Source organism: Sphingopyxis sp., from assembly GCF_051861155.1.
Taxonomy (GTDB): Bacteria; Pseudomonadota; Alphaproteobacteria; order Sphingomonadales; family Sphingomonadaceae; genus Sphingopyxis.
Genome location: NZ_JBHYDE010000011.1, coordinates 41409 through 65355, shown reverse-complemented (window position 1 = coordinate 65355; position 23947 = coordinate 41409). Strand labels below are relative to the sequence as shown.

Here is a 23947-nt window from a genome sequence, read left to right as displayed (position 1 = left end):
CAGCTTCTCCCGAACCTCGGCATCGTCGCCACGCTGCGACCGGTAGCGCATGCTCTTCCGATCGGCGCCTGTGACACGGCACGCCCGCCGCTCGCTCATCCCATGGCAAGCCTGGAGATGGGCGACCGCTTCCCGCTGAACGGCGGGCGTCACCATTTTTTTGTGAGAAGATCCTTCAGCGCCGCATTGTCCAGCATCGAGTCCGCAAGCAACCGCTTCAGCTTCGCGTTCTCGTCCTCGAGCGAGCGTAGCCGCTTCGCCTCCGACACCTCAAGGCCGCCATACTTGGCCTTCCAGTTGTAGATCGTTGCTTCCGACACCCCGTGTCGCCGCGCCAGCTCGCCGGTCTTCGCGCCCGCCTACGCTTCCTTCAACACCCCGATGATCTGCTCTTCCGAAAACCTCAAACGCTTCATCTGTCCGTCCTTCCTTCAAGACCGGACTCTAATCACTGTTGGAGGAAAATCAGGGGGTCACGTCACAAGACATCGATCGACGGCAGGTCGTATGCGAGTTTGATAAGCTTCCGGGGGCGGTCATATTGGAGAAGATAGGACTTCTCGAAGAGGCCATCGTAATCCGAGCGTTCGAGGACGAGCGAGGCGTGTTCGATCACGGCTTCTTCGTCGCCGCTAGCCACATCGGCAGCCAGCCGGTCAACTTCAGCGTGCGAAGCGGTCTGTTCCGCTCTGAATGCGTCCTCCTGAGCCTTGTGCGCGTCCCAGAACGCCTTGCGCCGCTTTTCCCATTCGTCGGTTGCATGGGCGAGCGACTTCTTACGCCGCGTCTCTTCCTCGTCCCAGGCACGTACTGCGGCTGAATGTTCCTCTTGCGCGGCGGCAAGGATGGCCGTTTTCTTGCCCATGATGAGCTGGAAAAATCCAACTTTCGGTTCGACATATTCGGGTATTTTGGCAAGGCTGCTCGAGGGTTTGGGTTCAGGAAAGTCCTTCGGATAATCGTATTTCGAACGATCCTTCAGCGTTTCCCAATCGATCTTGTCGTCTACCCGCAGCGTGTGGGCGAGGATGCTGCCGAGGGAATCCAGCTTCAGGCCGGCCTCGATCGTCAATTCATCGGCAGCAGCCTGGCCGGAGAGCAGGGACTGCCGCTTCTGGTAAGTCGCATATTTTTCGTCCCAACCTGCCATCAGAGCGTCCAGTTTGCTCTGAAGGATAAATATTTCGGGGGCGCTGACTTCCTTGTGGAGATTGAGCTTGGTGTGCCGGACGTCGATGTAATACCGCAGAGTCCGATCGCCACGGGCGCTCCATTTAGCGTCCAGCGGTCCGATCACGATATTTTCAAGGTTATTCGAATGAATGGTGACTTTGGTCACTTCAATCCCCCCGCATTATATTTGAATGGTTCTAGAAAGCCGGTTGATTGGACGAGATCAAGCCCTATCAGCTCCGATTTCGCGGCTGCTCGCTCAGTCTACGTTTCAGGTTTGCGACATTTTTGGGTGATTGCGCACGGCGATGCTTGACGGAGCTGGGTTTCAATCGGCTTAGTGGCAATGGGTGGAGATTGTCGCGGGGACTGAAAAATATGGGCCTTTCAAATCCTGGGTTTGGCTGCCGAGCAGGTTCCCGCACTTGAAAGCGGTCTTCGAGATCAGCGGAACATCCCGCTATGATGACCTCATTACGGAGCGGTATCATTTCCCGAAGAACTATCTTGCGATAGCGCGGCAATGCGCGGGCGATTGGATCATCTATCGCGAAACCGGGGCGTCTGGCGGGCGTAAGGCCTATATCGCGGCAGCGTTCGTGACAGCGATTGATCCCGACCCGTTAGATAACGGCTTGTTCTACGCGCGTGTCGAACAGTTTCTTCCGTTTGACCGGGCGGTTCCGTACCGTGATCGTGAAGGGCGGTTCGCAGAACGCTTCATGCGGGACTATGGCGACCCGGCGACGATCGGCAGACTGATGCGGGGCAGGTCGGTTCGGTTGCTGGATGGAGCCGATTTCGTTGCGATCGTCGATGCGGGCTTGGACGCTGTTCTCGATGCGGAGAATGCCATCCGCCTTGAACTTGATACCCCGCATCTCGATCCGGCAACGGTAGCCCTCTTGAGCGAGCCGCCCAGCGAGCGGCGCGTCGAGCAAATGCTCGTGAACCGGAAGATTCGCGATGCGGCTTTCCGAAAGAATGTGCTGGACGCCTATGACAGCACTTGTGCTGTCACCGGCCTGCGGATCGTCAATGGGGGTGGTAAAGCGGAAGCGCAGGCCGCTCATATATGGTCGGTTGCCAGTGGCGGGCCTGACGTCGTCCAGAATGGAATCGCGCTTTCGGCGACGGCCCATTGGCTGTTTGACCGCCATTTGATCAGTCTCGCCGATGACTACTCTTTGCTCATTTCCCATAACAAGGTTCCGACGGAGCTCCGTGGGCTCTTCCCGCCGATCGGCCAGGCCGTTCGCTTGCCCAAAGATCAGCATAGTTGGCCACGTCTCGACTATATGGCGCGACATCGCGAGCGATTTGCAGGTCATGGGCTCGCGTGAGCAGCACCGACTCAATCCAAATTTATGACGCGCAGGCGAAAGAATTGTCGGAGCGCTATGATCGCCTATCGCTTCTCGAATCCTATGGCGGCATCGAAGAACTGATACGGCCATCTCATCCGGCGCCGCTTGCGCTCGATGTCGGAGCGGGCTCAGGCAGAGATGCCGCTTGGCTGTTAAGCCTGGGATATGAGGTGGTAGCGGTTGAACCAGCGGCGAGCATGCGCGCGGAGGGCGAGCGTCGTCACCCCGATCCCAAGATCCACTGGCTCGACGATCAAATGCCGGGGCTCGCGGCGGTGCATGGAACAGCTCTAGGCTTCGATCTCATCCTGCTTTCCGCCGTCTGGCAGCATGTTGCACCAAACGACCGTGCTCGCGGCTTTCGGAAGCTTGTCACACTGCTCAAGCCGGGTGGCCTTCTTTTGATGACGCTCCGGGAGGGGGCAACCCCTCCGGACCGCCCGATGTACGGGGTTTCGCTTGGCGAGGTGGAAGGCCTCGCGCGTGCGCATGGCGTCGAAGTGCTTCGTGTCACCGAAAAGGCCGATGCGATGGCCCGCGGTGACGTCCGCTGGACCATGGTGACCTTGCGCATGCCCGATGATGGCGCCGGCGCGCTTCCTTTGCTCCGCGGGATCATTCTCGCGGATGACAAATCGTCGACATACAAACTCGGCTTGCTCCGGGCCATTGCACGCATTGCGGAACATGCGCCCGCCGCGGCCCGAGCAGCAGACGATGAGAATGACGCCATCGATGTTCCACTTGGCCTGGTCGCGTTGTTCTGGATCCGGATGTACCTGCCGCTAGTAAGAATGGGCTTCCCGCAAGCTCCGAAGAATCGGGGTGCCGATGGCCTCGGCTTTGCGAAGGCGAGTTTCAGAGCGTTGCTAGATGAGGCGATTGCGCCTCAGGAATTGCGCGTCGGTTCCGCTTTCGCTGCCGATCGGGCTATCATGATATCCCGCGCTCTCGGGGAAGCTGTCTCGACGATCGCTGCGATGCCAGCCAATTTCATCCGCTTCCCGAATTCTGATCAGCGCGTCTTTACAACCTTCAAAGTGAGGAGCCGCACCGGATCGAGTGAGCTGCAAATCGATCTGCCGACTTTGGCAGGCTGGGGCCAGTTGCGCATCCCCGGTGCCATATGGCGAACAATGGCTCGGCTTGGATCTTGGATCGAGCCCGTACTCGTGAACGAATGGGCCCGTCTCATGCGCGGTTATGCGGAACGCATGGGGGTATCGATCCCGGCCGGGCAGGCGGAGGCAGCGCTGGTTTGGGAGGAGCCCTTTCGCGATACCGCGCTCGGCCGATCGGCTGCCCGGAGAATATTTGCCGAGGGCCGGGACATTTATTGTGCGTGGTCTGCCACGAAGCTGAGGCCATCGCGACTGGATATCGATCATTGTATGCCGTGGAGCGCTTGGCCGTGTGGGGACCTTTGGAATCTCTTCCCAAGCGAGCGTAGGGTCAACCAACATCAGAAGCGGGAGCGCCTTCCTTCCGGCGAGTTATTGCTCAACTCTCGCGAGCGCATCATTGGCTGGTGGAACGACGCATGGCTTTCGAGCCCGACATTGTCGCAGCGCTTTTGGCGCGAGGCCTCTGCCGCGCTCTTTGTTGCAGAACCAAGTGACCCTGAGCAAATCTTCGCTGGTTTGGAATGGCGACGACTTCGTCTTCGACAGGATCAGCTCGTACCCGAGTGGACCGGAGAGCAACGCGTTTGACAGGCGTGCTCACGCTTCGCCGATTTCGACGGCATTGCAGAGGGGGTGCCAGAATATCACCTGATGATTTTCGCAATAAAAGCATTGTGCGGAACAGCTGAAGAAGGTATAAGATTGACTGAGATATAGTGATGGTAATTGGTAATCGTATCACTGCATCTCTGAGTTTATAGTGTCACTGGTGGGGCCATCATATATTGGCCTAATAATTAGATTTTTCTTATCAAAATCATAGAAGTATTCTTAGTTTCCTCTTCTGGGCACCATTTTCCTTTTCATGCCGATACCCGAAATCCGGCGCCGCCAGCGGCGGCTGGACGTGGTTGCGCGCGGCCTTTTAGATGCGGTGACCGGGCAACAAAAGCGCCCTGATTCGATGCGCTTCGGCGCTTTGCTTTATGTGAACTAGCACATTTCCCTTTCTAGTGATGCGCCGTCCTCGCTCCTAGGGTTCGCCGCGGGCGCTTTTGCCATTCGGCGGGCGGCGTGGGGAACGGACGATCATGAAATTGGCGGTTTTGCGCGTGGCGATGGCGCGGTGGATGGCGATTGCGGTGCTGGTCGTGTTTGGCGCGCTGTTGCCGCAGTCGGCGAGCGCACAACACACGTCGGCCGAATGTCCGCCGCAGAGCGCGACCGTAAGCAGCGGCGGCACCGTCACGATCGACATAACCGATTGTGCGTCTAATATTGGATTCGTAGGGACCGGTCCTGTCGATGGCGGAAGTACTCCCGTCGGAGCACCGTTTGACTTCCCAGACCATGGCTCGGCGAACTTGCGCCGGGTAGGTAGCCAGTGGTTTCTCGACTATAGTCACAATGGCACAACCGGCATCGGTTCCACTGACGTCTTCGAGTTTACCGAAGCGACGGCCACCGGCAACGGCGACGTATTGGTGACTATCACGATCACCGCCGCAACCTCGCCGCTTACTGTCGCTCCCGGAAGTTTGCCGACGTTAACCGCTGGCACGTCCTTTTCGCAAACGCTGACGACAACCGGAGGCACGGCGCCCTATACCTACGCCCTGCAAGCCGGTGCACTCCCGGTCGGCCTTTCGCTCTCGTCAAGCGGCGTCTTGAGTGGAACGCCGACCCAGCGCGGCGGTTATTCGTTCAGTGTGCGCGCGACCGACAGCACGACGCCAACCGCGCACACCGTTGACAAGGGCTATACCGGAACGGTCCAGAACCCCAGCCTGTCGTTGGCAACGCCGACCGTGACGCTGGTGTCGGGGCAGGCGGCATCGGCGCAGCTGGCGACCAATGGCGGCGTGTCGCCTCATATTTATGCAACCGAGCCGCCGGGAACGCCCATGCCCTTCGGGCTAAGCCTGTCGTCGAGCGGGTTGATCACCGGGACGCCGTCGGGCACTGGGACAGCGACGATCCAATTGCGGGTAACCGACGCAAGCACCGGCCCTGGTCAATATTTCGAAGCCGAGAACCTGACGATCAACGTGATCAATGCACCCACGGTGTCGATCGCGGTCGCCCCTGCATCGGTGTCCGAAGATGGCGCGACCAATCTGGTCTATACGGTCACGCGCAGCGCCGCGAGCGCCAGCCCGCTGACGGTCAATCTGACGACCTCGGGAACGGCGACGGCGGGAACCGACTACACGGGCGGCGTCGCGTCGGTTACGATTGCGGCCAACGCCACGACTGCGACCGTCACCATCGACCCGACGGCCGACGGCACCGTGGAAGCCAATGAAACGGTCATCCTTACCGTTGCATCCGGCGCCGGCTATCTGGTCGGTGCGCCGGCGTCGGCGACGGGGACGATCCTGAACGACGATGTGCCGAGCGCGTCGATCACCGTTTCGCCGGCAAGCACGCCCGAAAATGGCGCCCCCAATCTGATCTATACGGTCGCGCTCAGTGCGGCGTCGGCGTCGCCGGTCACGGTGAATTACGCGATCGGCGGGACCGCAATCCTTGGCGACGATTATGCCGTTATCGGCACCTCGGTGACCATCGCCGCGGGGGCGACCAGCCAGACGGTCGTCGTCAATCCCAATCCCAACGGCACGATCGAGCCCGACGAGACGGTCATCCTGACGCTGGCGGCGGGGGCCGGGTACACGGTCGGCGTGCCTGCCAGCGCGACCGGGACGATCCTGAACGATGATTTTCCCAGCGTTGCGGTCGACAGCGTGACGGTTGCCGAGGGCAACAGCGGGACGACGAATGCCGTCTTTACCGTGCAGTTGTCGGCGCCCGCCGCATCGGGCGGGGTGACCTTCGACATCGCGACATTCGCCAACACCGCAACGGCGGGCGAGGATTTTGTCGCGAACAGCCAGACCGGGGTGGTGATCCCGGCGGGCGGGACGTCGGCGACCTTTACCGTGCTCGTCAACGGCGACGCGCTCAACGAAACCAACGAGCAATTTTTCGTGCGGATCGCCAATGTGACCGGCGCGTTCGTCAACGGATCGCAGGGCACAGGGACGATCACCAACGACGATCCGCTGCCGACGCTGTCGATCGGCAGCCCGTCGATCGTCGAGGGCAATCTGGGCACCCGGACGCTGAACTTCGTTCTGACGCTCGATGCTCCCAGCAGCCTCGGTGTCAACGTCGTGGTGAACACCGCCAATGGCACCGCGACCGCGGGCAGCGATTATATCGCGATCACCAATGGCGGCCTTTTCTTTGCGCCGGGCGAGACCAGCAAGACGTTGCCGGTCACCGTCAACAGCGACACGACCCCCGAAGCCGACGAGAGCTTTACCGTCACCATGTCGGGTGTGACCAACGCGACCATCGGCACCAATCCCGGGACCGGGACGATCACCAACGACGATGTGCCGCTCGACATTCTGCCGTTGAACCTGCCGAACGGGACGGTGGGCATTTTGTACAGCGCGATCCTGACCACCGACGGCGGCACCGCGCCCTATAACTATGCGGTCACCGCGGGAACGCTGCCCGCCGGGCTCAGCTTCGACCCGAACGGCACGCTGTCGGGGACGCCGGTGGCGGCGGGCAACGCCAGCTTCACGATCACCGTGACCGACAGCAGCGGTGCGCCCGGACCCTATTCGGCCAGCCGCGCCTATACGGTGACGATCGCGCCGCCGACGATCGAACTGACCCCGGCGACGCTGCCGAACGCGACCTTCGGCGTGCCGTACAGCCAGACGATCACCGCCGACGGATCGATCGCGCCCTACAGCTTTGCGGTCACGTCGGGCAGCTTGCCCCCCGGGCTCACGCTGACGTCCGGCGGGACACTGTCGGGGACGCCGACGCTCGGCGGCCCGCGGACCTTCACGATCACCGCCACCGATGCCACTGCGGCGCCCGGCCCTTATGCCGGCGCGCGCGCCTATACGCTCACCGTCGATGTGCCTGCGCTTGTCCTGCCGGCCACGACGTTGCCCGATGGTGCGACCGACACCGCCTATTCGGCCCAGATCAATTCCGCGACCGGCGGCGTCGCGCCCTACACCTATGTCGTGACATCGGGTGAGCTGCCCTATGGCCTGACGATGTCGGCGTCGGGGGCGATCAGCGGCACCCCGACGACCGCCAACCTGTTCGGCTTCGTCGTCACCGCGACCGACAGCAACAGCGGCACCGGCCCGTCGGTCGTCCAGCAAAGCTATTCGATCAACATCGTCAACACCCCGCCGGTGGTGGGCCCGGTCACCGCCAGCGTTGCCTATGGCGCGGGGCTGACCCCGATCCCGCTCAGCATCACCGGGACGGCGAACTCGGTCGCGGTGGTTACGCCGCCGACGCACGGCCGGGCGATCGTCGACCGGATGACGATCAGCTATATCCCCGACACCGGCTACGCCGGGGCCGACAGCTTCACCTATCTCGCCAGCAACAATGGCGCCAATTCGGCCCCGGCGACGGTGACGATCAGCGTCGCCAATCCGGCGATCACGATCACCGCGGGCGGCCCGCTGACCGCGACGGTCGGTGCCGCTTTTGGCGAGACCTTCACCTTCAACGGCGGGACGCAGCCGTTCACCAATTATCAGGTGACCGGCCTTCCCGCGGGGATGCAGGCGGGCAGCAGCGGCGCGAACACGATCGAGATCATCGGAACACCGACCAGCGCGGGCAGCTTTGCGCTGACGGTTTCGGCGACCGACGCCTCGACCGGCACCGGGCCGTTCGGCGCCAGCCAGACCTTCACGCTGACGGTCGCCGCCCCAACGCTGTCGATGACGCCCGGGGCAGGCACCTTGACCGCCGGCTATAATGCGCCCTTCGCGCAGGCCTTTACCGCCAGCGGCGGCGTCGGGCCGTTCAGCTATGGCCTCAGCGGGGCATTGCCCACGGGGCTGAGCTTTGCAGGCAACCAGATCAGCGGCACGGCGACGGCGCCGGGCAGCTATCCGGTCACAGTCACCGCGACCGACACCGGCGCGACCGGGGCGGGGGCGCCGTTCACGATCGCCCAAAATTACACGCTCAACGTCCCGGCACCGATCATTTCGATTTCGCCGGAAAGCCTGCCGAACGGCACCGTCGGCGCGTCCTACAGCCAGACGGCTACCGCTGCCGGCGGCGTCGCGCCCTATAGCTATGGCGTCTCCGCGGGCGCGCTCCCGCCCGGCCTTGCCTTGTCGGGCAGCGGAACGATCGCGGGCACGCCGACCGCGGGCGGCGCCTATAATTTCACCCTGACCGCGACCGACGCCAACGGCCAGACGGGCAGCCGCGCCTATGCGCTGACGATCGGGGCGGCGGTGGTGACCTTGCCGCCGACCGCGCTGGCGAGCGGGCAAGTCGGCTTTGTCTATAATGCGCCGCTGAACCCCGCAAGCGGCGGCACCGCGCCGTACAGCTATGCGGTGACGGGCGGCGCATTGCCCGGCGGGCTGACGCTGTCGACGGGCGGGACGCTGGCGGGCACGCCGACCGTCTTTGGCAGCTTCAGTTTCGCGGTGACCGCGACCGACAGCAGCACGGGCAGCGGGCCTTATGCGGCGACGCAAAATTATGCGGTGCAGATCGAACAGCCCGCGCCGGTCGCCAACCCGGTATCGGCGACGGTCGCCTATGGCAGCACGGCGAACCCGGTCGCGCTCAACATCACCGGCGGCGCGGCGGCGAGCGTGGCGATCGCCACACCGCCCGCCAACGGCACGGCGGTCGCCAGCGGCACCGGCGTCACCTACACGCCCAACACCGGTTTCGCGGGCAGCGACAGCTTCACCTATACCGCGACCAACGCGGGCGGAACGTCGGCGCCGGCGACGGTGACCATCACGGTCGCCAACCCCGCGATCACGATTGCCGCGGGCGGCCCGCTGACCGCGACGGCGGGGGCGGCGTACAGCCAGACCTTCACCTTCAGCGGCGGCGCGCAGCCCTTTGCGGGCTATCAGGTGACGAACCTGCCCGCCGGGCTGGCGATCAGCGGCAGCAACGCGACCAGCGTGACCGTGTCGGGCACCCCGACCAGCGCGGGCAGCTTTGCTGTCGTCGTGTCGGGCACCGACGCGTCGACCGGGGCCGGGCCGTTCACCACCAGCCAGGGCTTTACCCTGGTCGTGAACGCGCCGGCGCTGGTGCTGACCCCGGCGACGGGCAGTTTCACCGCCAATTATGCGGCGGCGTACAGCCAGGCGATCACCGCAACCGGCGGGGTCGGCCCGTACAGCTACAGCCTGACCGGCAATCTGCCGGCGGGCGTCACCCTCAATCCGTCGACCGGACTGCTTTCCGGGTCGCCGACGGCGTCGGGGAATTTCAGCTTTGCGGTGACGGCCACCGACACCGGATCGACCGGCGCCGGGGCGCCGTTCACGGTGCAGGGCAATTACAGCCTCACCGTCGCGGCGCCGCTGGTTTCGGTAACCCCGACCAGCCTGCCCGCGGCGACCGCCGGGGCCGCCTATACCTCGACGCTGACCGCTGCAGGCGGGGTCGGGCCGTATCGCTTCGTACTGAACGGCGGCGCGCTGCCCGCGGGGCTCTCGCTGTCGGCGGGCGGCGCCGTGGCGGGGACACCGACCGCGGCGGGCGCCTTTGCCTTTACAGTCGCCGTCACCGACGCCAACGGCCAGGCGGGCGCCGCCAGCCTGACGCTGACCGTCGCCAATTCGGCGATCACCGTAACTCCGGCGACGCTGCCGGGGGGAACGCAGGGCGTTGCCTATAGCCAGCGGCTCACCGCGGCGGGGGGCATTGCGCCCTACAGCTTCGCGGTCGGTTCGGGCGCGCTGCCGCCCGGCCTTGCGATCAACGCGACCACCGGGGTGATTGCGGGGACGCCGACCGGATCGGGCGACGCGACCTTTGCGATCACCGTCACCGACAGCACCGGCGGTACCCCGTCGACCGCGACGATCAGCTATACGCTGCGGATCGTCGCGCGGCCCAACCCCGCAAACGATCCCGAGGTTCGCGGGCTGGTCCAGGCGCAGGTCAATTCGGCCCGCCGTTTCGTCGAAACGCAGGTCGGCAATTTCAATCGCCGGCTGGAGGGGCTGCGCCGTGGCGGAGGCAGCGGCGGGTTCAGCAATTCGCTGCGGATCAGCGCGTCGGATCATTGCATCGACACGGTCACCGCCTGGACCAACCCCGTCTGCGCCAACACGGGCGGGGCGAACCGCCAGCCGGGCGGCTTTGGCACCAACGCGCACGGCGGCCCGCTGTCCGGCGGTGCGATGGGCGGCGGCCTGCTCGGCGGCGGTGCGATCGGATCGACCGAAACCGGCGACGGCAAAAATGCGGCTGCTAACGCCGACGGATCGGGCGGCACCGCCGCCTCGCCGCTCACCATCTGGGCCGGCGGCACGATCCGCTGGGGCGACCGCGATGCCCAGACCGGGCGGCCGTCCGAACGCTTTGAATCGGAAGGCGTGACCTTTGGCGCCGACTATCGTTTCAGCCCGTCGTTCGCGGCGGGGGTTGGGGTCGGCCTCGGCCGCGAAACCACCGATGTCGGCCGCAACGGGTCGCAGAGCGAAGGCGAGGCCAAGACGCTGGCGATCTATGGCAGCCATCTGCTCGGCGGCGGTCTCTACATCGACTGGCTGGCGGGGTATCAGTGGCTCGATTTCGATCTGCGCCGCTACGTCACCCTGTCGGGCGCGCTGGTCAATTCGTCGCGCAGCGGCCGCCAATGGTTCGGCTCGGTATCGGCGGGCGCCGACATCGAAAGCGGCGACTGGCGCTTCACCCCCTATGCGCGGATCGACGCGCAGCGCGGCAAGCTGAACGGCTATACCGAAAACAGCGGTTCGGTGTTCGACCTGACCTACCTCGACCAGGATGTGGCGTTTACGTCGATCGGGGCGGGGGCCAAGCTCGATTATCGGATTGCGGTCGAAAACGGCTTTTTCCTGCCGCGGCTGCGGCTGGAATATCAGCGCGACATCGAACGCGACAGCGAGGCACTGGTCGCCTATTTCGACCAGATCTCGGGGCCGTTCAACGGCGTGCCGCTGACCGGTTATGCGCGTAGCCGGTTGCTGATGGGGATCGGGGTCGAGATGGTGATCGGCGACCGAACCGCGGTCGACATCGAATATTCGCGCCGCGACAACAGCGGGGCCGGGACCGATCAGGGCGTGTTGATCAACGTCAAACAGGCGTTCTGATCTGATCGGCGCGCGCGTCGGTCGCGCCAGGAGGAAAAAGGAGAAGCGGCGTCGCAGGGGCTATCGCGACGCCGCTTCCCCGGTTCGCGACGGGGCCGGATTGGGGGCAGGCGTGCCCCGTCGACAAGGCGCATTAGCCGCCGCGGCGCGCCGAAGGCAGCGCAGCGGCGACCTAGTCCACCGCTGCGGTAAAATGTCATGGTGCATCGGAAAGCTTGCACCCCCACCATGCCGGCGACCAGATTTGCGCGCTGGGACCGGGCGCCGCCCAGCGGATCGGTCCAGAGACGGGTGGTGTTATGCGATACGGGCAATTCGCCGCCGATATGGGTGACGGGGCAGCGCGCCTGTTCCAACGGGTGGCCAGCACCCCGGCCGAAGACGGTCTGGAACATAAGCAAGCGTGGATTCGCCTCGCCCTGCTGGTGTTGATTTCGACCTATGCCACCGTCGCCAGCATCATCGTGGCACCCGGGCATCGCATCGAGCCATGGGCGATCGCCGTCCTCAGCTATTTCGCCTGTTACACGCCGCTCGCGCTCGGCCTGCTCTATAGCATCCGGCGCTACCCGGGCCATTATCCGCTTCGGCGGCTGTTTTCGATGGTCAATGACTATGCCGGTCTGGGGTTCGCGATCATCGTCGGCTGCAAGGTGATGCTGCCCGTCTATGCGCTGATCATGTGGGTGACGGTCGGCAACGGCCTTCGTTTCGGGTCGCGCTATATGATTGTGGCGGCGATCATGGCGCAGATCACGCTGGCCACGATCACGCTGCTGACACCCTATTGGCAGGCGAATCCTCCCCTTGTCGTCACGCTTTCGCTCACCGCGCTGATCGTGCCGCTCTACATCCGGACCCTGCAGCGCAGCACCGAGCAGGCGCGCCGCGATGCCGAGGAGGCGAACACCGCCAAGTCGCGCTTTCTGGCGCAGGCCAGCCACGACCTGCGGCAACCGGTGCATGCGATCGGGCTTTTTCTCAACAGCCTGACCCAGACCGGGCTGGCGCCCGAACAGCGCGGCATCGTCGATCGCATCGATCGGTCGCTGCAGGGCGTCGCCGAACTGTTCCGCTCACTGCTCGACATTTCGACGCTCGACAGCGGCGCGGTGACCCCGACGCTCGAACCCGTTTCCATCCGCCAGCTGTTCCGCCTGCTCGAACAGCAGAATCAGGTAAGCGCCGAGTGGGCCGGGATCGATCTGCGCTTCGTCGCGTCCGACCGGATCGTCCTTGCCGACAAGGCGCTGTTGCTGACGATGCTGCAAAATCTGGTGTCGAACGCGATCAAATATGCGCCGCGCGGCCCCGTCCTGATCGGGTGCCGCCCGCGCGGCGACCGCATTTCGATCTGGGTCATCGATCGCGGCCCGGGCATCGCGGCGGAGCATCTGCCGCGGCTGTTCGACGAATTTTATCAGATCCGCCGACTGGGCGCCGCCGATACGCAGGGGGTCGGGCTAGGGCTGTCGATCGTCCAGCGGCTTGGCGCGCTGATGGGGCTCGCCGCGGATATTCGCTCGCGGCCGGGGCATGGCACCGCGGCGGCGATCCACGGGCTGGTCGCGGCGGCGACGGTCCCGCCGGTGATTGACCGCGACACCAGCTATGCCGTGCCGCTGCACGATTTGCGCGTCCTGCTGGTCGAGGATGATCTCGACGTCCTCGACGCCACCGCGCACTTGCTCCGTTCATGGGGCGCCGCGGTCGCGGCCTGGTCGACGGTGCCGCCGCGCGCGCAGCCGTGCGACCTGATCGTCACCGATTTCGACATTGGCGGCGGGCTGACCGGCGCCGATTGCATCGCGCTGCATCGGCATCAAGATCCGCCGCCGATGGCGATCGTGATGACCGGGCACGACGAAATGGCGATCGAGGAGATCATCGCCGACACCGGCGTCCTGATCCTGAAAAAACCGGTGCGCCCTGCTGAGCTGCGATCGGCGATCGCCGCGCTGCGCAGCCGGCAGGGGCGATTGGAGGTCGTTTAGAGCCTATCGAAGCCCCATTGCATTGGCCTTTGCCGCGGCTTCGGTTCGCGTATTGGCGTTCAGGATCCGCAGCAACGCCGACACATGGATGCGCACGGTGAACGGCGATATGTCGAGCTGGCGCCCGATTTCCTTGTTCGTCTTGCCCATCGCGAGTTGCGACAGCACGTCGCGCTGGCGCGGCGTGAATTCCTGGCCGCGCGGCCGCGCGGGCGGCGGCGGCGCGATCGCTGCCGTTTCGGGCACCAGCACCATGGTGTCGCCGCTGCGCACCGCCTTGATCGCCGCCAGCATCGCGTCGGACGGCATCGCCTTGCCGATGAAGCCGTCGGCGCCCTGCCGCATGACACAGGCGATCGTTTCGGCATCGTCGGTCATCGAAATAATGATCAGCGACGACGTCGGAAACCGGCCGCGCAGGGCCGCGATCGTGGCCCGCGGGTCCATGCCGGGGAACATCAGGTCAAGGATGAACAGCGCGGGCGCGGCGCCATCCTCGACGAGCGCCATGACCTCGTCGATGCTGCCCGCCTCGACAATGTCCGCGCGCGGAAAGGCGCCGCCGACCAGACGGCACATCCCATCGCGGAAAATGGGGTGGTCGTCGGCAACCAAGATTCGCTCGGCGGGTGGCATCTGCATGGCGCGCTGAAACTCCGCTGCCGCCGACAATGGTCGGCGGAAGTGGAGGCTTGGTCGCGCAACGCGGCGCGCGATTCCAGTTTCTTTACGTACCGGTTCGCCTTTTTTGGGGGCGAAATAGGAAGGGGCTCGCATCGCTGCGAGCCCCTTCGCCACCAAGCGACCCTTTGGCGGACCAGAAGCTCAGGACGTTGCCGCTTCGGCGCATTTGCCCCGTGCAAATCGCCGGACGTGCGGCACCCGGAATCGACACCGAAAGCTGGCCCAGTCGGCAGCCACGCGCAACTGCCGGAAATGTGCTAGCCCTTCGCCGCCGCGCCGATAGGGTCGCGGTGGCGCCCGACATTATGGGGTCTAGAGAATAAAGCCAGCGCGGCGCTGGTGCCGGTCGCGATCGTCGGCCATGATCAGCAGCAGCAGGACGATCAGCGCGGCGCTATATTCGATGCCGCCGGTGCCATGTTCGCCGACGAACCAGCCGAAGTGGCGGTGGATCAGCACGATGCCGCCGACCGCGATCGCCATCAACGCGGCGGCAGCGGGACGGACGAAACGGCCGATGATCAGCAGCGCGCCGGCGATCAATTCGGTGATCGTGATCAACCACACCAGCGCTTCGCCGGCGGGAAAGCCCTGCGCTTCCATGAACTGGCCGAACTGCGGGATGGTGCCGTTGGCGATCCGCACCACGGCATGCGCCATGAACAGCCCCGCGGTGGCGACGCGGGCGAACAGCAGCGCCGGGCGGATCAGGCCGCGCGACGCATGGGATCGGGCAATCGTCGTTCGCATGCGCCTGCTCACCACGCCGCGGGCGCCGTCGCAACGCGGGCGAGGCACCGGTGCATCGTCAGCGGCCGCGTCTCGTCACCACGCGGCCCAGCAGACGGCAAGGATCGACACCCAGCCGTAAGCGATCGCTAGGCTCGACCCCAGCCCGAGCGCCGCCGCCAATCTTTGCGTCGCGCCGCCCTCGAACGCAAAGGCGTTCACGCCAAAGGCGCGAAAGACATAGGCCAGGGGATTGAGCCAGCCGCCGAACACCATCGCCCACACCGCCAGCGGTTCGGGGGCGATCGCGAAGACCGTCACCAGCCCCCCGGCCAGCCCCTGCATCAGCCCGAGCATCAGCCAGTCAAGATGCGCGGCGCCGAACTGTTTGAAATTCATGCCCCTGAGCAGTTGGCGGCCCCATGGCTGCATCGGCACCAGCATCAGGAAGCCGAGGAAGGTCGAAAAGAGCATCGAGGCGGCGCCCGAAAAGAACAGCAGCTTGGCCGCGTCGGTCATTTCCATGAATCCGGTCGATCCTTCATTGCACCGCGGTCGGCGGCTGGCTTTCCAGCCACCGGGTGCGTTCGGACAGCAGGCGCAGGTGGCAGCTGTCTTCGATCAACAGGCCGCCGGTGCCGCCTGCCATCCCGGATCGTTCGACCTCGGCGCGGCAAATCGCCTCGCGATCCTTCAGCCAGGCGCGCTGCGCATCGCGCAGCCGCGCCCGCGCGGTATCGCCGGGCGACCGGCGCAGCGCGCCGCGATAGGCGGCATTCAGCGCCTTATCGAGCCGGCGATACTCGCCCGCCATGCACGCCCGCATCGCTGCGGTCACCCCGCCGCTGTCGCGGACGCACTGACGAAACGCTGGCGAGCGATCTTCGGGGGCGGGCGCCGCGGCCGCCGCGCTGCCTGCACCCGCCGCGACCAGGCCCAGGACAGCGAGCAGCCGGTGCCCAATATGACGCTTTGCCATCCGATCGCTCTCCCGTTTCGACATCGTTGCCGCCCGGCCATCGGCCGCGGCGAACCGCGCGATCGGCGATGCGTGGGATAGGGCGCGCCGCGGTGGCGCGGCAGGGCAGGCGGCGTACCGGTGCATTTCGTGCCTTTGTTTTTGCGGGCGCGCGGCGGATGTCGGCCCGATGGCGGTATCGAACAAGCGACGCGCAACGGTGGCGGTCCAGCTGCTCTGGGTCTGGCTGTGTATCGTCGCCGTCGGCGCCAGCGCGCTGGTTCGCGCCGCCGAAGCCGCCCCGAGCATTTCGCAACAGATCGCCGCGGGCGCCCGCCCGGGCGAGGTTCGCAGGCTGCTCGATGCCGGGGCCGACCCGCTGCTGCCCGACCGCGATGGCAACACCGCGATCCACGCCGCCGCAACGACGCGCGATCCGGCGGTTCTCAAGCTGTTGCTGGCGCGCGGGCTGGACCCCGATACGCCCAACCATGTCAACGGACGCACCCCGCTGGTCGCCGCGATGCTCGCCGAACGCGACCGCCAGTTCGCGATGCTGCTCGCCGCGGGGGCCAGCGTGGCGCTGGCCGACCGGATGGGCAACACGCCGCTGCATGTCGCGGCGCAGATCAACGAACCGCGGCGCGTGCTGGCGCTGCTCGACGCCGGGGCGCCCGCCCTGGCGCGCAACGCGCAGCGGCAGACATTTCAGCGTTATTTGTTCATGATCCCCGACGAACTGCTCGAGGCCGACACCCTGCAGGCACGGCGGGACGTCGCATCGTGGCTGCGCCGCCACGGCATAGCATTGGAGACGAAAACACCATGACCGGACAGAAATTCCTGCCCCTGCTTGCCGCTCTCGCGCTGCTGCCCGGCGGCGCGGCGCGGGCGACCCTGCCGCCGCCGCCGCCACCCGAATATGGCGCTTATGGTCCGCTGTCGATCTGCGAGGGCGAGCTGTCGATCGCGGTGCGACCGGACGAGGCGGTGCATGTCGTCGGCAGCATCTTTCGGGTGATCGGCGACCATGGGGTGATCGCGGCGACGCCGGTGGTCCTGCCGCATCTGGCGCTGTCGACGGGCGGCGGGGTCGCCCGGCACGGCGTCTTTGCGTTGAAGGACATGACGCTGGCCTTTCGCTATTCGGGCGAGCTGCCCGACGGCGCGGCGCGCGATGCGGTCCATGCGCGCGAAGGCTTTGGCGAGGGCGGCGTGCGTTATGCAGTCCAGACGCGCGGGAACGCCGCGTCGCCGGACGGCATGATGGCGATGCTGATCGTCGGGTCGCCCGCGTTCGACGGCAGCGCCGCCGACAAGGCGATCCTCGAACGCTTCCGCACGAACGCCGCGGGCGCATCCGGCTGTGTCCGTCCCGCCGACCTAGCGCGCGGGACGCTGGATCCCGGTGCCGCCGGGTTCGTGCAGTCGTTCGACAACCCCTATTACGCCGGCCTCTATCCCGCGGCGCCCGATGAAGGGCCGGGTTTTCATTGCGCGGGCGGCGTCGGCTTTGCGTTCCACGCGGGCGAAAGGCTGCGCCGGCCGTGGAAATCGCTGACCGCCGGGGCGTCCTATCTGATGCGGGGCGAGGCGATGGTGACGCTGTCGGGGCCGCAGGCGCCAATGCAGCGCAGCGATCCCGGCGACGCGCGCGAGCATCCCGCGGGGCTGCTGCACGAAACCGGCCTGACCTTCTATCCCAGCCGCGGCGTCGGGCCGCCCTATGCGCCGCCGGGGGTGCGCGAAGACGGGAGCTGGCTGGTCGAACTGGGCCGCGAGAAACGCAGTCGGCTGGAGATCCGTTTTGCGGCCGGCGACAAGGCGCCGCTCGGCTTTGCGGTGATCGAGCGGCTGGAATTTGTCGCGCCCGGTGATCCGCGCTGCGGCGCGCCTCGGCATTAGGTCGCGGCGGCGCGGGCCGCGCGTGTACTGGTTCACGCGCCCGATTGGGTTGGCCGCCAAGCTCGGCTAGGGTCGGGGCGTCGATAGTTTCCACAGGATTGCATCGATGCAGGGGCTGTTATTCTTTTGTCTTGCGCCGGGACGGGCGCCGACTGCGGTCGGGCATGGCCGACGCGGCGAGGTGCGTCGCGCTCGGGGTGCGATCCGCCGCGACGCGGTGCCCGGAGCCGTGCACCGCGCGCTATGCGACCAGCGAAATGGGGTAGGTCGGCGCGGAGCGATCGACGCCCAGCGAGCGCCGCATTTCGCGGCGGCAAGGAAAATTCAGGATCCGCAGGATATTCGACACATGGTTGCGGACGGTGAAATGGGACAGGCCAAGCTTGCGCCCGATTTCCTTGTTCGACAAGCCGCCGAGCAGATAGTCGAGGATTTCCTGTTGCCGCAGCGTCAGCAGCGCGACCGGCGATTTGGTGCCATGGTCATGGTCACCCAGGTTCCGGTCGATATACAGCTGCGACAGGTTGATGATGTCAGAGCCGGGGAGGGCCGATTTGATACGCGCGATGGCATCTTCGCCGCGATAGCGCGATACGGTCACGAGCACGATGGTGCGATCATCGGGGTCGAAGGCGCCCAGGGCCGCGTGCGGCGCGGGGTAAAATGACGGGTCGATATGTTTCATGGCGCGGCGATGCTATCGCAATGGCACCGAAGGATGAGGGGGAAACCGGCGATTGGCTTGTCGGGCACAATGAACGGGTGGGGTTTTCTACCAATGGCTTGTCGGCGATGACCAGCGTTCGGGATCGCGCGGCGAAAAGCGACGCGCCGCCGCCGGATGGCGCGCGTTCGCCCGCCGTATCGCCGCCCGCGCCGGTGCACGAACGCCGCGCGATCACCGCGACGACGGTCAAGCTTGCGGCGCTGTTCTGGCTGTGCGTGCTGGTTTCGGACAGCCTGCTCTGGGGCATCGTTGGCACCGATCCGATCGCATCGGCGTTCGGCAAGGTGGTGCTGAACAGCTTCGGCGCGGCGCTGACGCTGGTGGTCACCGCGCTGCTCTTTCGGCTGCGCGCGGCGTCGATTTTCATCAAGGTGGTGATCGCCTTCACCTTCTCGATCCTGGCGGCGGCGATCTACAGCGTCGTCGACATTTTCATCTATCTCGCGATGGCGCGCCCGGCGATGTGGGCGTTCGACAATGTCCAGTTCGGACATACGATGATTTCCAGCACCGCGATGTTTTTCGGCTGGTCGTGCCTCTATGTCGCGATGATCTACAGCTTCGACGTCCGCGACCGCGAACGCAGCCTGGCGCTCGCCCGCGAAGAGGCGCTGTCGGCGCAGATGCGCGCGCTGCGCTATCAGATCAATCCGCACTTCCTGTTCAACACGCTCAATTCGGCGATGGGGCTGGTCGAGGAGGGGGCGACCGCGCGCGCGCAGCGGATGATGGTGTCGCTGTCGGCCTTTCTGCGCCAGACGCTCGAACTCGACCCGATGAAGGACGTGACGCTGGCCGCCGAGCTGGAACTGCAAGAGGATTATCTCGAGATCGAGCGCGAGCGTTTTCCCGACCGGATGCGGTTCACGATCGACGTCGACGAAGCCGCGCTGCACGCGCTGGTCCCGAACCTGTTGCTCCAGCCACTGGTCGAAAATGCGGTTAAACATGGCGTCGAGCCCTGCACCGGCGAAGTCGGGATCCGCATCACCGCGTGGCGCGATGGCGACCAGCTGGGCATCCGGGTCGAAAATGATCTTTGCTCGATCGACGAAGGCGCCGCGCGACCGGGCAGCCGGATCGGGCTGCGCAATGTCGCCGAACGGCTGTCGGCGCGTTTCGGCGCCGCCAGCTCGTTCGAAACCAGGCTGACGCCCGCGCTGTTCCGCGCTGAAATCCGGCTGCCATGGGCGGTCTGATGGCGGGGCTGGCGATATTGGTCGTCGACGACGAGCCGCTGGCGCGGCGCCGTGCGGTGCGGCTGGCGCAGCAGCTGCCGTGGGTCGGCGAGGTGGGGCAGGCGGGCAATGTCGCGCAAGCGGTCGAATGGCTGGCCACCGCGGCGTGCCACATCATCCTGCTCGACATCCGGATGCCCGGCGGCAGCGGTTTCGACCTGCTGCGGCATTTGCCCGATCCCGCCCCGGCGGTTGTTGTTGTAACCGCGTTCAGCGACCAGGCGCTGCGCGCGTTCGACGCGCGGGCGGTCGATTATGTCACCAAGCCGATCGAGGCTGGACGGTTCCAGACCGCAATGGAGCGCGCCCGCATGGCGGTCGAGCAAGAGCAAAGCGCAGACCGCATCCGTGAACTGGAAGAGGTCGTCGCCACCTTGCGCGCGACGGAGCCTGAAACCCGCAATCAGTTGGGCGAATTGTGGGTTCGCGCGGGCGGCGAATATGTCCGCATCAAGCCCGAACGCATCTCGCACATCAGTGCCGAACGCGACTATGTCCGCGTCCATGCCGACGGGAATAGCTATTTGTATAATGAAAATCTGGCAACGCTCGAGCGGCTGTTGCCGACGTTTCAATTTCAGCGAATTCACCGCAGCACAATGGTGCGTCTCGACGCGGTCGAACGCGTCAAGGGGGGCCAGTTCCACTCGCTGATTGCGGTACTCGGCGACGGCACCGAGCTGCGCGTTGGCCGCACCTATACCGCGGCGATCCGCGCCCGGCTGGCCCGCCGCGACTGACCGGCCGCGCCGCGCACGCCGCCAAGTTTTTCTTTCCCCGCCATCAGGCCGCCGCTGCTTGTCTCACGCCGCACGCCATGCAAGGGACGCACGCACGGGCAGCGGGAGAGGACGCGATGCACTTCGACGTGGTGATAGTGGGCGCCGGACATGGCGGGGCGCAGGTGGCGATCATGCTGCGCACGCAGAAGTTCGCGGGCAGCATCGCGATCATCGGCGACGAGCCCGAGCTGCCCTATGAACGGCCGCCGCTGTCGAAGGAATATTTCGCGGGCGAGAAGGAATTTGAACGCATCCAGCTGCGCCCCGCCAAATATTGGGACGAGCGCGAGGTGACGATGCTGCTCGGCCAGCGCGTCGTGTCGGTCGATCCCGCGGGCCATAAGGTGACGACCGAGGGCGGCGAGACGATTGGCTATGGCAAGCTGGTCTGGGCGACCGGCGGCAGCCCCCGCATGCTCCCGATCCCCGGCGGCGACCTGCCCGGCGTGCAGGGGGTGCGCACCCGCGCCGACGCCGATGCGATGAAGGCGGCGTCCAAAACCGCGGGCCAGATCGTCGTGATCGGCGGCGGCTATATCGGGCTTGAGGCGGCGGCGGTGCTCCGCAAGGCGGGCAAGAAAGTGATCCTGCTCGAGGCGCTCGACCGGGTGCTGGCGCGCGTCGCGGGGACCGAGCTGTCGCGCTTCTACGAACGCGAGCACCGCGAGCATGGCGTCGACCTCCGGCTTGGCGTCGCGGTCGAAGCGATCAAGGGTGACACCCATGTCACCGGCGTCCGGCTCGCCGACGGCGAGGTTATCGCCGCCGATCTGGTCATCGTCGGGATCGGTATCGTTCCCGCGACCCAGCCGCTGATCGCGGCGGGCGCCGCGGGCGGCAACGGCGTGCTGGTCGATCGGTTGTGCAAGACCAGCCTGCCCGACATCTACGCGATCGGCGACTGCGCTGCGCACGAGAATGACTTTGCCGAGGGCGCGTGCATCCGGCTGGAATCGGTGCAGAACGCCAACGACCAGGCGAACGTCGTCGCCAAGGGCATCGTCGGCGACGAGGCGCCTTACCATGCCATCCCATGGTTCTGGTCGAACCAATATGACCTCAAGCTCCAGACCGCGGGCCTGTCGACCGGCCATGATCGCGCGGTGCTGCGCGGCGATCCTGCGACGCGAAGCTTCTCGGTCGTGTATCTGAAGGCGGGCAAGGTGATCGCCATCGACTGCGTCAATGCCACCAAAGATTATGTCCAGGGCCGGATGATCGTCACCGCCGGGCTGATGGCCAGCGCCGAGCAGCTCGCCGACACCGAAACGCCGCTCAAGGAACTGTTGGCCGGTTGATTGAAATCCTCGTCATTGCGAGGAGCGAAGCGACGCGGCAATCCAGCGTGTGCGTAAACCGCTCTGGATTGCTTCGCTTCGCTCGCAATGACAATTTCTAAAGCTAAGCCAATGGCAATTCGCCCGGCGGCTCGTCGCCCAGCGCGCGCTTCAGCGTCGCCTTGATATTGCGGAGCAGGCGGCGCAGCGCGATGATCACCACGACCGCGGCGATCGCCATGACGATGGCGATGACGATCGCGAGCGGCGGATAGGCGATCGCCAGCGCCAGCAGGCCGCCGGTCGCGACATCCTCGCCGGTCGACACCACCGCATTGCTGAACGGTTCGGGGCTGGCATTGACGACCGCGCGCGTCGTCGCCTTGGCGCCGTGGCTCAGCAACGCGCCGCCGCCGCCGAGCAGGAAGGCGATCACCTGCCAGGTCGGATCGGACGCGTCGACGAGCGCGAGCGCGAGCAGCGCGCCGCCCAGCGGGCGGATAACGCTGTGCACCATGTCCCAGATCGAATCGACCCAGGCGATCTTGTCGGCCAGGAATTCGGCGAGCGTGCCGACCGCCGCGACCCCCAATACCCAGGGGTTCGCCAGCACCTGCAACGCGGCGAGATGTTCGGGCATCGGCAGCCAGCCAAAGTGCATCGCGGTGCCGGTCGCCAATATGGTGAGGTAGAGCCGCCAGCCGGCGAGGAGGCTCAGGCTGCCGGCGACGCCCAAAATCTCGACGATTCCCAATATCCTGCTCCCCGTCCAGTTCATGCCCTTCTTGCACCCGCGCTCGCGGCCCCGCAATGGCGAGATGACAAGGATGACAAGCGCGCGGCGCAGGGTTATCGCCTGGGGATGACCAATGTCGCGCCGCCGTCCGCCCCCCCTGAAATCTTGCCTGAAGGCGCCATTCCCGCCGCGACGCTGGTCATCATGCGCCCGTCGGAAAGCGGCGGCGCCGACGAGATCCTGATGGTCAAGCGATCGACGACAATGGCCTTTGCGGCGGGCGCGGTCGTCTTTCCCGGCGGCCGGGTCGATCCCGACGATTATCTCGTCGCCCGCCAGCACGCGCCTGCGCTGGACGAAGCCGACGGCGCGGCGCGGGTCGCGGCGCTGCGCGAGACGCTGGAGGAAACCGGGCTGGCGGTCGGCTGGCCGGCGTTGGCGGAGCGCGATGTTGCGGCGGTACGCGAGGCGTTGCTCGCCGGGACATTATTGTCCGACATCCTTGCGGCGCGCGGCGACGGAATTGCGCTGGAATCGCTGGTGCCCTTCGCGCGCTGGTGCCCCAATTTCAAAGAGGCGCGGACGTTTGACACGCGATTCTATGCGGTTACGGCGCCGCCGCACAGCCACGAACTGACCGTCGAAGAGGCCGAGCACAGCCATATTTTCTGGGCGAGCGCGCACCAGACGCTGGCGATGGCCGACCGCGGCGAGGTGTCGGTCATTTTTCCGACCCGCCGCAACCTTGAGCGCCTGGCGCAGGTCACGGATTTTACGGGCTTTTCCCAGCATTCGGATCAGTTTCCGGTCGAACTGATCACGCCGTGGATCGAAGATCGCGACGGGCAGGCCTTTTTATGTATTCCGGGGCATCTGGGCTACCCCGTGACCAGCGAATCCTTTGAGCGTGTTCGCCGCGGCTAGTGGCCTTTTTGCAACAACTTTCCCTCTATTTAGCAATTTGGTAAGAATTGGCGGGCTAGGGCAAATCGTCGTTGCATTTGCTGAACGCTGTGCCTAAGACGGCGCTGCAGAAGCAGACCGGGGTTCCTCCGGTGTGATTCGACAAGACTAATCCAGTGGACGGA

General features: G+C 65.5%; 19 protein-coding genes and 1 pseudogene. 11 read left to right on the top strand and 9 right to left on the bottom strand.

The window, feature by feature from the left end:
- Window positions 1-416: pseudogene (locus tag ACTIFP_RS16960) on the bottom strand (transposase); the annotation flags it as partial.
- A 62-nt stretch (window positions 417-478) separates the two neighbouring features.
- On the bottom strand, window positions 479-1339 hold the full coding sequence (locus ACTIFP_RS16955) for a hypothetical protein (protein ID WP_439569868.1): 861 nt from the start codon (window positions 1337-1339) through the stop codon (window positions 479-481).
- Window positions 1340-1523: 184 nt separating this feature from the next.
- On the opposite strand from ACTIFP_RS16955, the gene ACTIFP_RS16950 reads away from it, so the two are divergent.
- From ACTIFP_RS16950 to ACTIFP_RS16940, 3 genes are all read left to right on the top strand, one after another.
- Complete coding sequence (locus tag ACTIFP_RS16950) at window positions 1524-2516, top strand: HNH endonuclease (RefSeq protein ID WP_439569867.1); 993 nt, start codon at window positions 1524-1526, stop codon at window positions 2514-2516.
- Entirely contained in the window at window positions 2513-4252 is a 1740-nt protein-coding gene (locus ACTIFP_RS16945; RefSeq protein ID WP_439569866.1) for a methyltransferase domain-containing protein, read from the top strand. The genes ACTIFP_RS16950 and ACTIFP_RS16945 overlap by 4 nt, the downstream gene beginning before the upstream one ends.
- 277 nt (window positions 4253-4529) lie before the next feature.
- Window positions 4530-4661, top strand: coding sequence for a hypothetical protein (locus ACTIFP_RS16940; RefSeq protein WP_439569865.1), 132 nt, complete (start codon window positions 4530-4532; stop codon window positions 4659-4661).
- 36 nt (window positions 4662-4697) lie between these two features.
- Here the strand turns inward: ACTIFP_RS16940 and ACTIFP_RS16935 are convergent, their stop codons facing one another.
- The gene (locus tag ACTIFP_RS16935; RefSeq protein ID WP_439569864.1) at window positions 4698-4922 is read right to left on the bottom strand and encodes a hypothetical protein; all 225 of its coding nucleotides are present in this window, start codon (window positions 4920-4922) and stop codon (window positions 4698-4700) included.
- Window positions 4923-5028: 106 nt separating this feature from the next.
- Between ACTIFP_RS16935 and ACTIFP_RS16930 the strand changes: the two genes are divergently transcribed.
- Both ACTIFP_RS16930 and ACTIFP_RS16925 read left to right on the top strand, forming a co-directional pair.
- Window positions 5029-11829: a putative Ig domain-containing protein gene (locus tag ACTIFP_RS16930; protein ID WP_439569863.1), complete on the top strand. Its 6801-nt coding sequence runs from the start codon at window positions 5029-5031 to the stop codon at window positions 11827-11829.
- A gap of 326 nt (window positions 11830-12155) precedes the next feature.
- The gene (locus ACTIFP_RS16925; RefSeq protein WP_439569862.1) at window positions 12156-13823 is read left to right on the top strand and encodes an ATP-binding protein; all 1668 of its coding nucleotides are present in this window, start codon (window positions 12156-12158) and stop codon (window positions 13821-13823) included.
- A 3-nt stretch (window positions 13824-13826) separates the two neighbouring features.
- Here the strand turns inward: ACTIFP_RS16925 and ACTIFP_RS16920 are convergent, their stop codons facing one another.
- The 4 genes from ACTIFP_RS16920 to ACTIFP_RS16905 all read right to left on the bottom strand — a co-directional run bounded on the left by ACTIFP_RS16920 (window position 13827) and on the right by ACTIFP_RS16905 (window position 16215).
- A complete protein-coding gene (locus ACTIFP_RS16920) occupies window positions 13827-14465 on the bottom strand; it encodes a LuxR C-terminal-related transcriptional regulator (RefSeq protein WP_439569861.1) in 639 nt (212 codons plus the stop codon).
- Window positions 14466-14819: 354 nt separating this feature from the next.
- On the bottom strand, window positions 14820-15257 hold the full coding sequence (locus tag ACTIFP_RS16915; protein WP_439569860.1) for a DoxX family protein: 438 nt from the start codon (window positions 15255-15257) through the stop codon (window positions 14820-14822).
- A gap of 75 nt (window positions 15258-15332) precedes the next feature.
- Complete coding sequence (locus ACTIFP_RS16910; RefSeq protein WP_439569859.1) at window positions 15333-15761, bottom strand: hypothetical protein; 429 nt, start codon at window positions 15759-15761, stop codon at window positions 15333-15335.
- A gap of 16 nt (window positions 15762-15777) precedes the next feature.
- Window positions 15778-16215, bottom strand: a complete 438-nt coding sequence (locus tag ACTIFP_RS16905; RefSeq protein WP_439569858.1) for a lysozyme inhibitor LprI family protein — start codon at window positions 16213-16215, stop codon at window positions 15778-15780.
- Window positions 16216-16384: 169 nt separating this feature from the next.
- Here ACTIFP_RS16905 and ACTIFP_RS16900 point away from each other — a divergent pair, with 169 nt between their 5' ends.
- Together ACTIFP_RS16900 and ACTIFP_RS16895 are read left to right on the top strand one after the other, a co-directional pair.
- Window positions 16385-17023 carry an ankyrin repeat domain-containing protein gene (locus ACTIFP_RS16900; protein ID WP_439569857.1) on the top strand — a complete coding sequence of 213 codons (639 nt, stop codon included), beginning with the start codon at window positions 16385-16387 and terminating at the stop codon, window positions 17021-17023.
- Window positions 17020-18099 carry a hypothetical protein gene (locus ACTIFP_RS16895; RefSeq protein WP_439569856.1) on the top strand — a complete coding sequence of 360 codons (1080 nt, stop codon included), beginning with the start codon at window positions 17020-17022 and terminating at the stop codon, window positions 18097-18099. The genes ACTIFP_RS16900 and ACTIFP_RS16895 overlap by 4 nt, the downstream gene beginning before the upstream one ends.
- Window positions 18100-18340: 241 nt before the next feature.
- Here the strand turns inward: ACTIFP_RS16895 and ACTIFP_RS16890 are convergent, their stop codons facing one another.
- On the bottom strand, window positions 18341-18784 hold the full coding sequence (locus ACTIFP_RS16890) for a response regulator transcription factor (protein WP_439569855.1): 444 nt from the start codon (window positions 18782-18784) through the stop codon (window positions 18341-18343).
- 107 nt (window positions 18785-18891) lie between these two features.
- On the opposite strand from ACTIFP_RS16890, the gene ACTIFP_RS16885 reads away from it, so the two are divergent.
- The 3 genes from ACTIFP_RS16885 (at window position 18892) to ACTIFP_RS16875 (ending at window position 22144) form a co-directional block, all read left to right on the top strand.
- Window positions 18892-20025, top strand: coding sequence for a sensor histidine kinase (locus ACTIFP_RS16885; RefSeq protein WP_439569854.1), 1134 nt, complete (start codon window positions 18892-18894; stop codon window positions 20023-20025).
- A complete protein-coding gene (locus tag ACTIFP_RS16880) occupies window positions 20013-20804 on the top strand; it encodes a LytR/AlgR family response regulator transcription factor (RefSeq protein WP_439569853.1) in 792 nt (263 codons plus the stop codon). The genes ACTIFP_RS16885 and ACTIFP_RS16880 overlap by 13 nt, the downstream gene beginning before the upstream one ends.
- A 116-nt stretch (window positions 20805-20920) precedes the next feature.
- On the top strand, window positions 20921-22144 hold the full coding sequence (locus ACTIFP_RS16875) for an NAD(P)/FAD-dependent oxidoreductase (RefSeq protein ID WP_439569852.1): 1224 nt from the start codon (window positions 20921-20923) through the stop codon (window positions 22142-22144).
- A 103-nt stretch (window positions 22145-22247) separates the two neighbouring features.
- On the opposite strand, the gene ACTIFP_RS16870 is transcribed toward ACTIFP_RS16875, so the two are convergent.
- Complete coding sequence (locus ACTIFP_RS16870) at window positions 22248-22877, bottom strand: DUF4126 domain-containing protein (RefSeq protein ID WP_439569871.1); 630 nt, start codon at window positions 22875-22877, stop codon at window positions 22248-22250.
- 108 nt (window positions 22878-22985) lie between these two features.
- On the opposite strand from ACTIFP_RS16870, the gene ACTIFP_RS16865 reads away from it, so the two are divergent.
- A complete protein-coding gene (locus ACTIFP_RS16865; protein WP_439569851.1) occupies window positions 22986-23783 on the top strand; it encodes an NUDIX hydrolase in 798 nt (265 codons plus the stop codon).
- Window positions 23784-23947 lie beyond the last annotated feature (164 nt).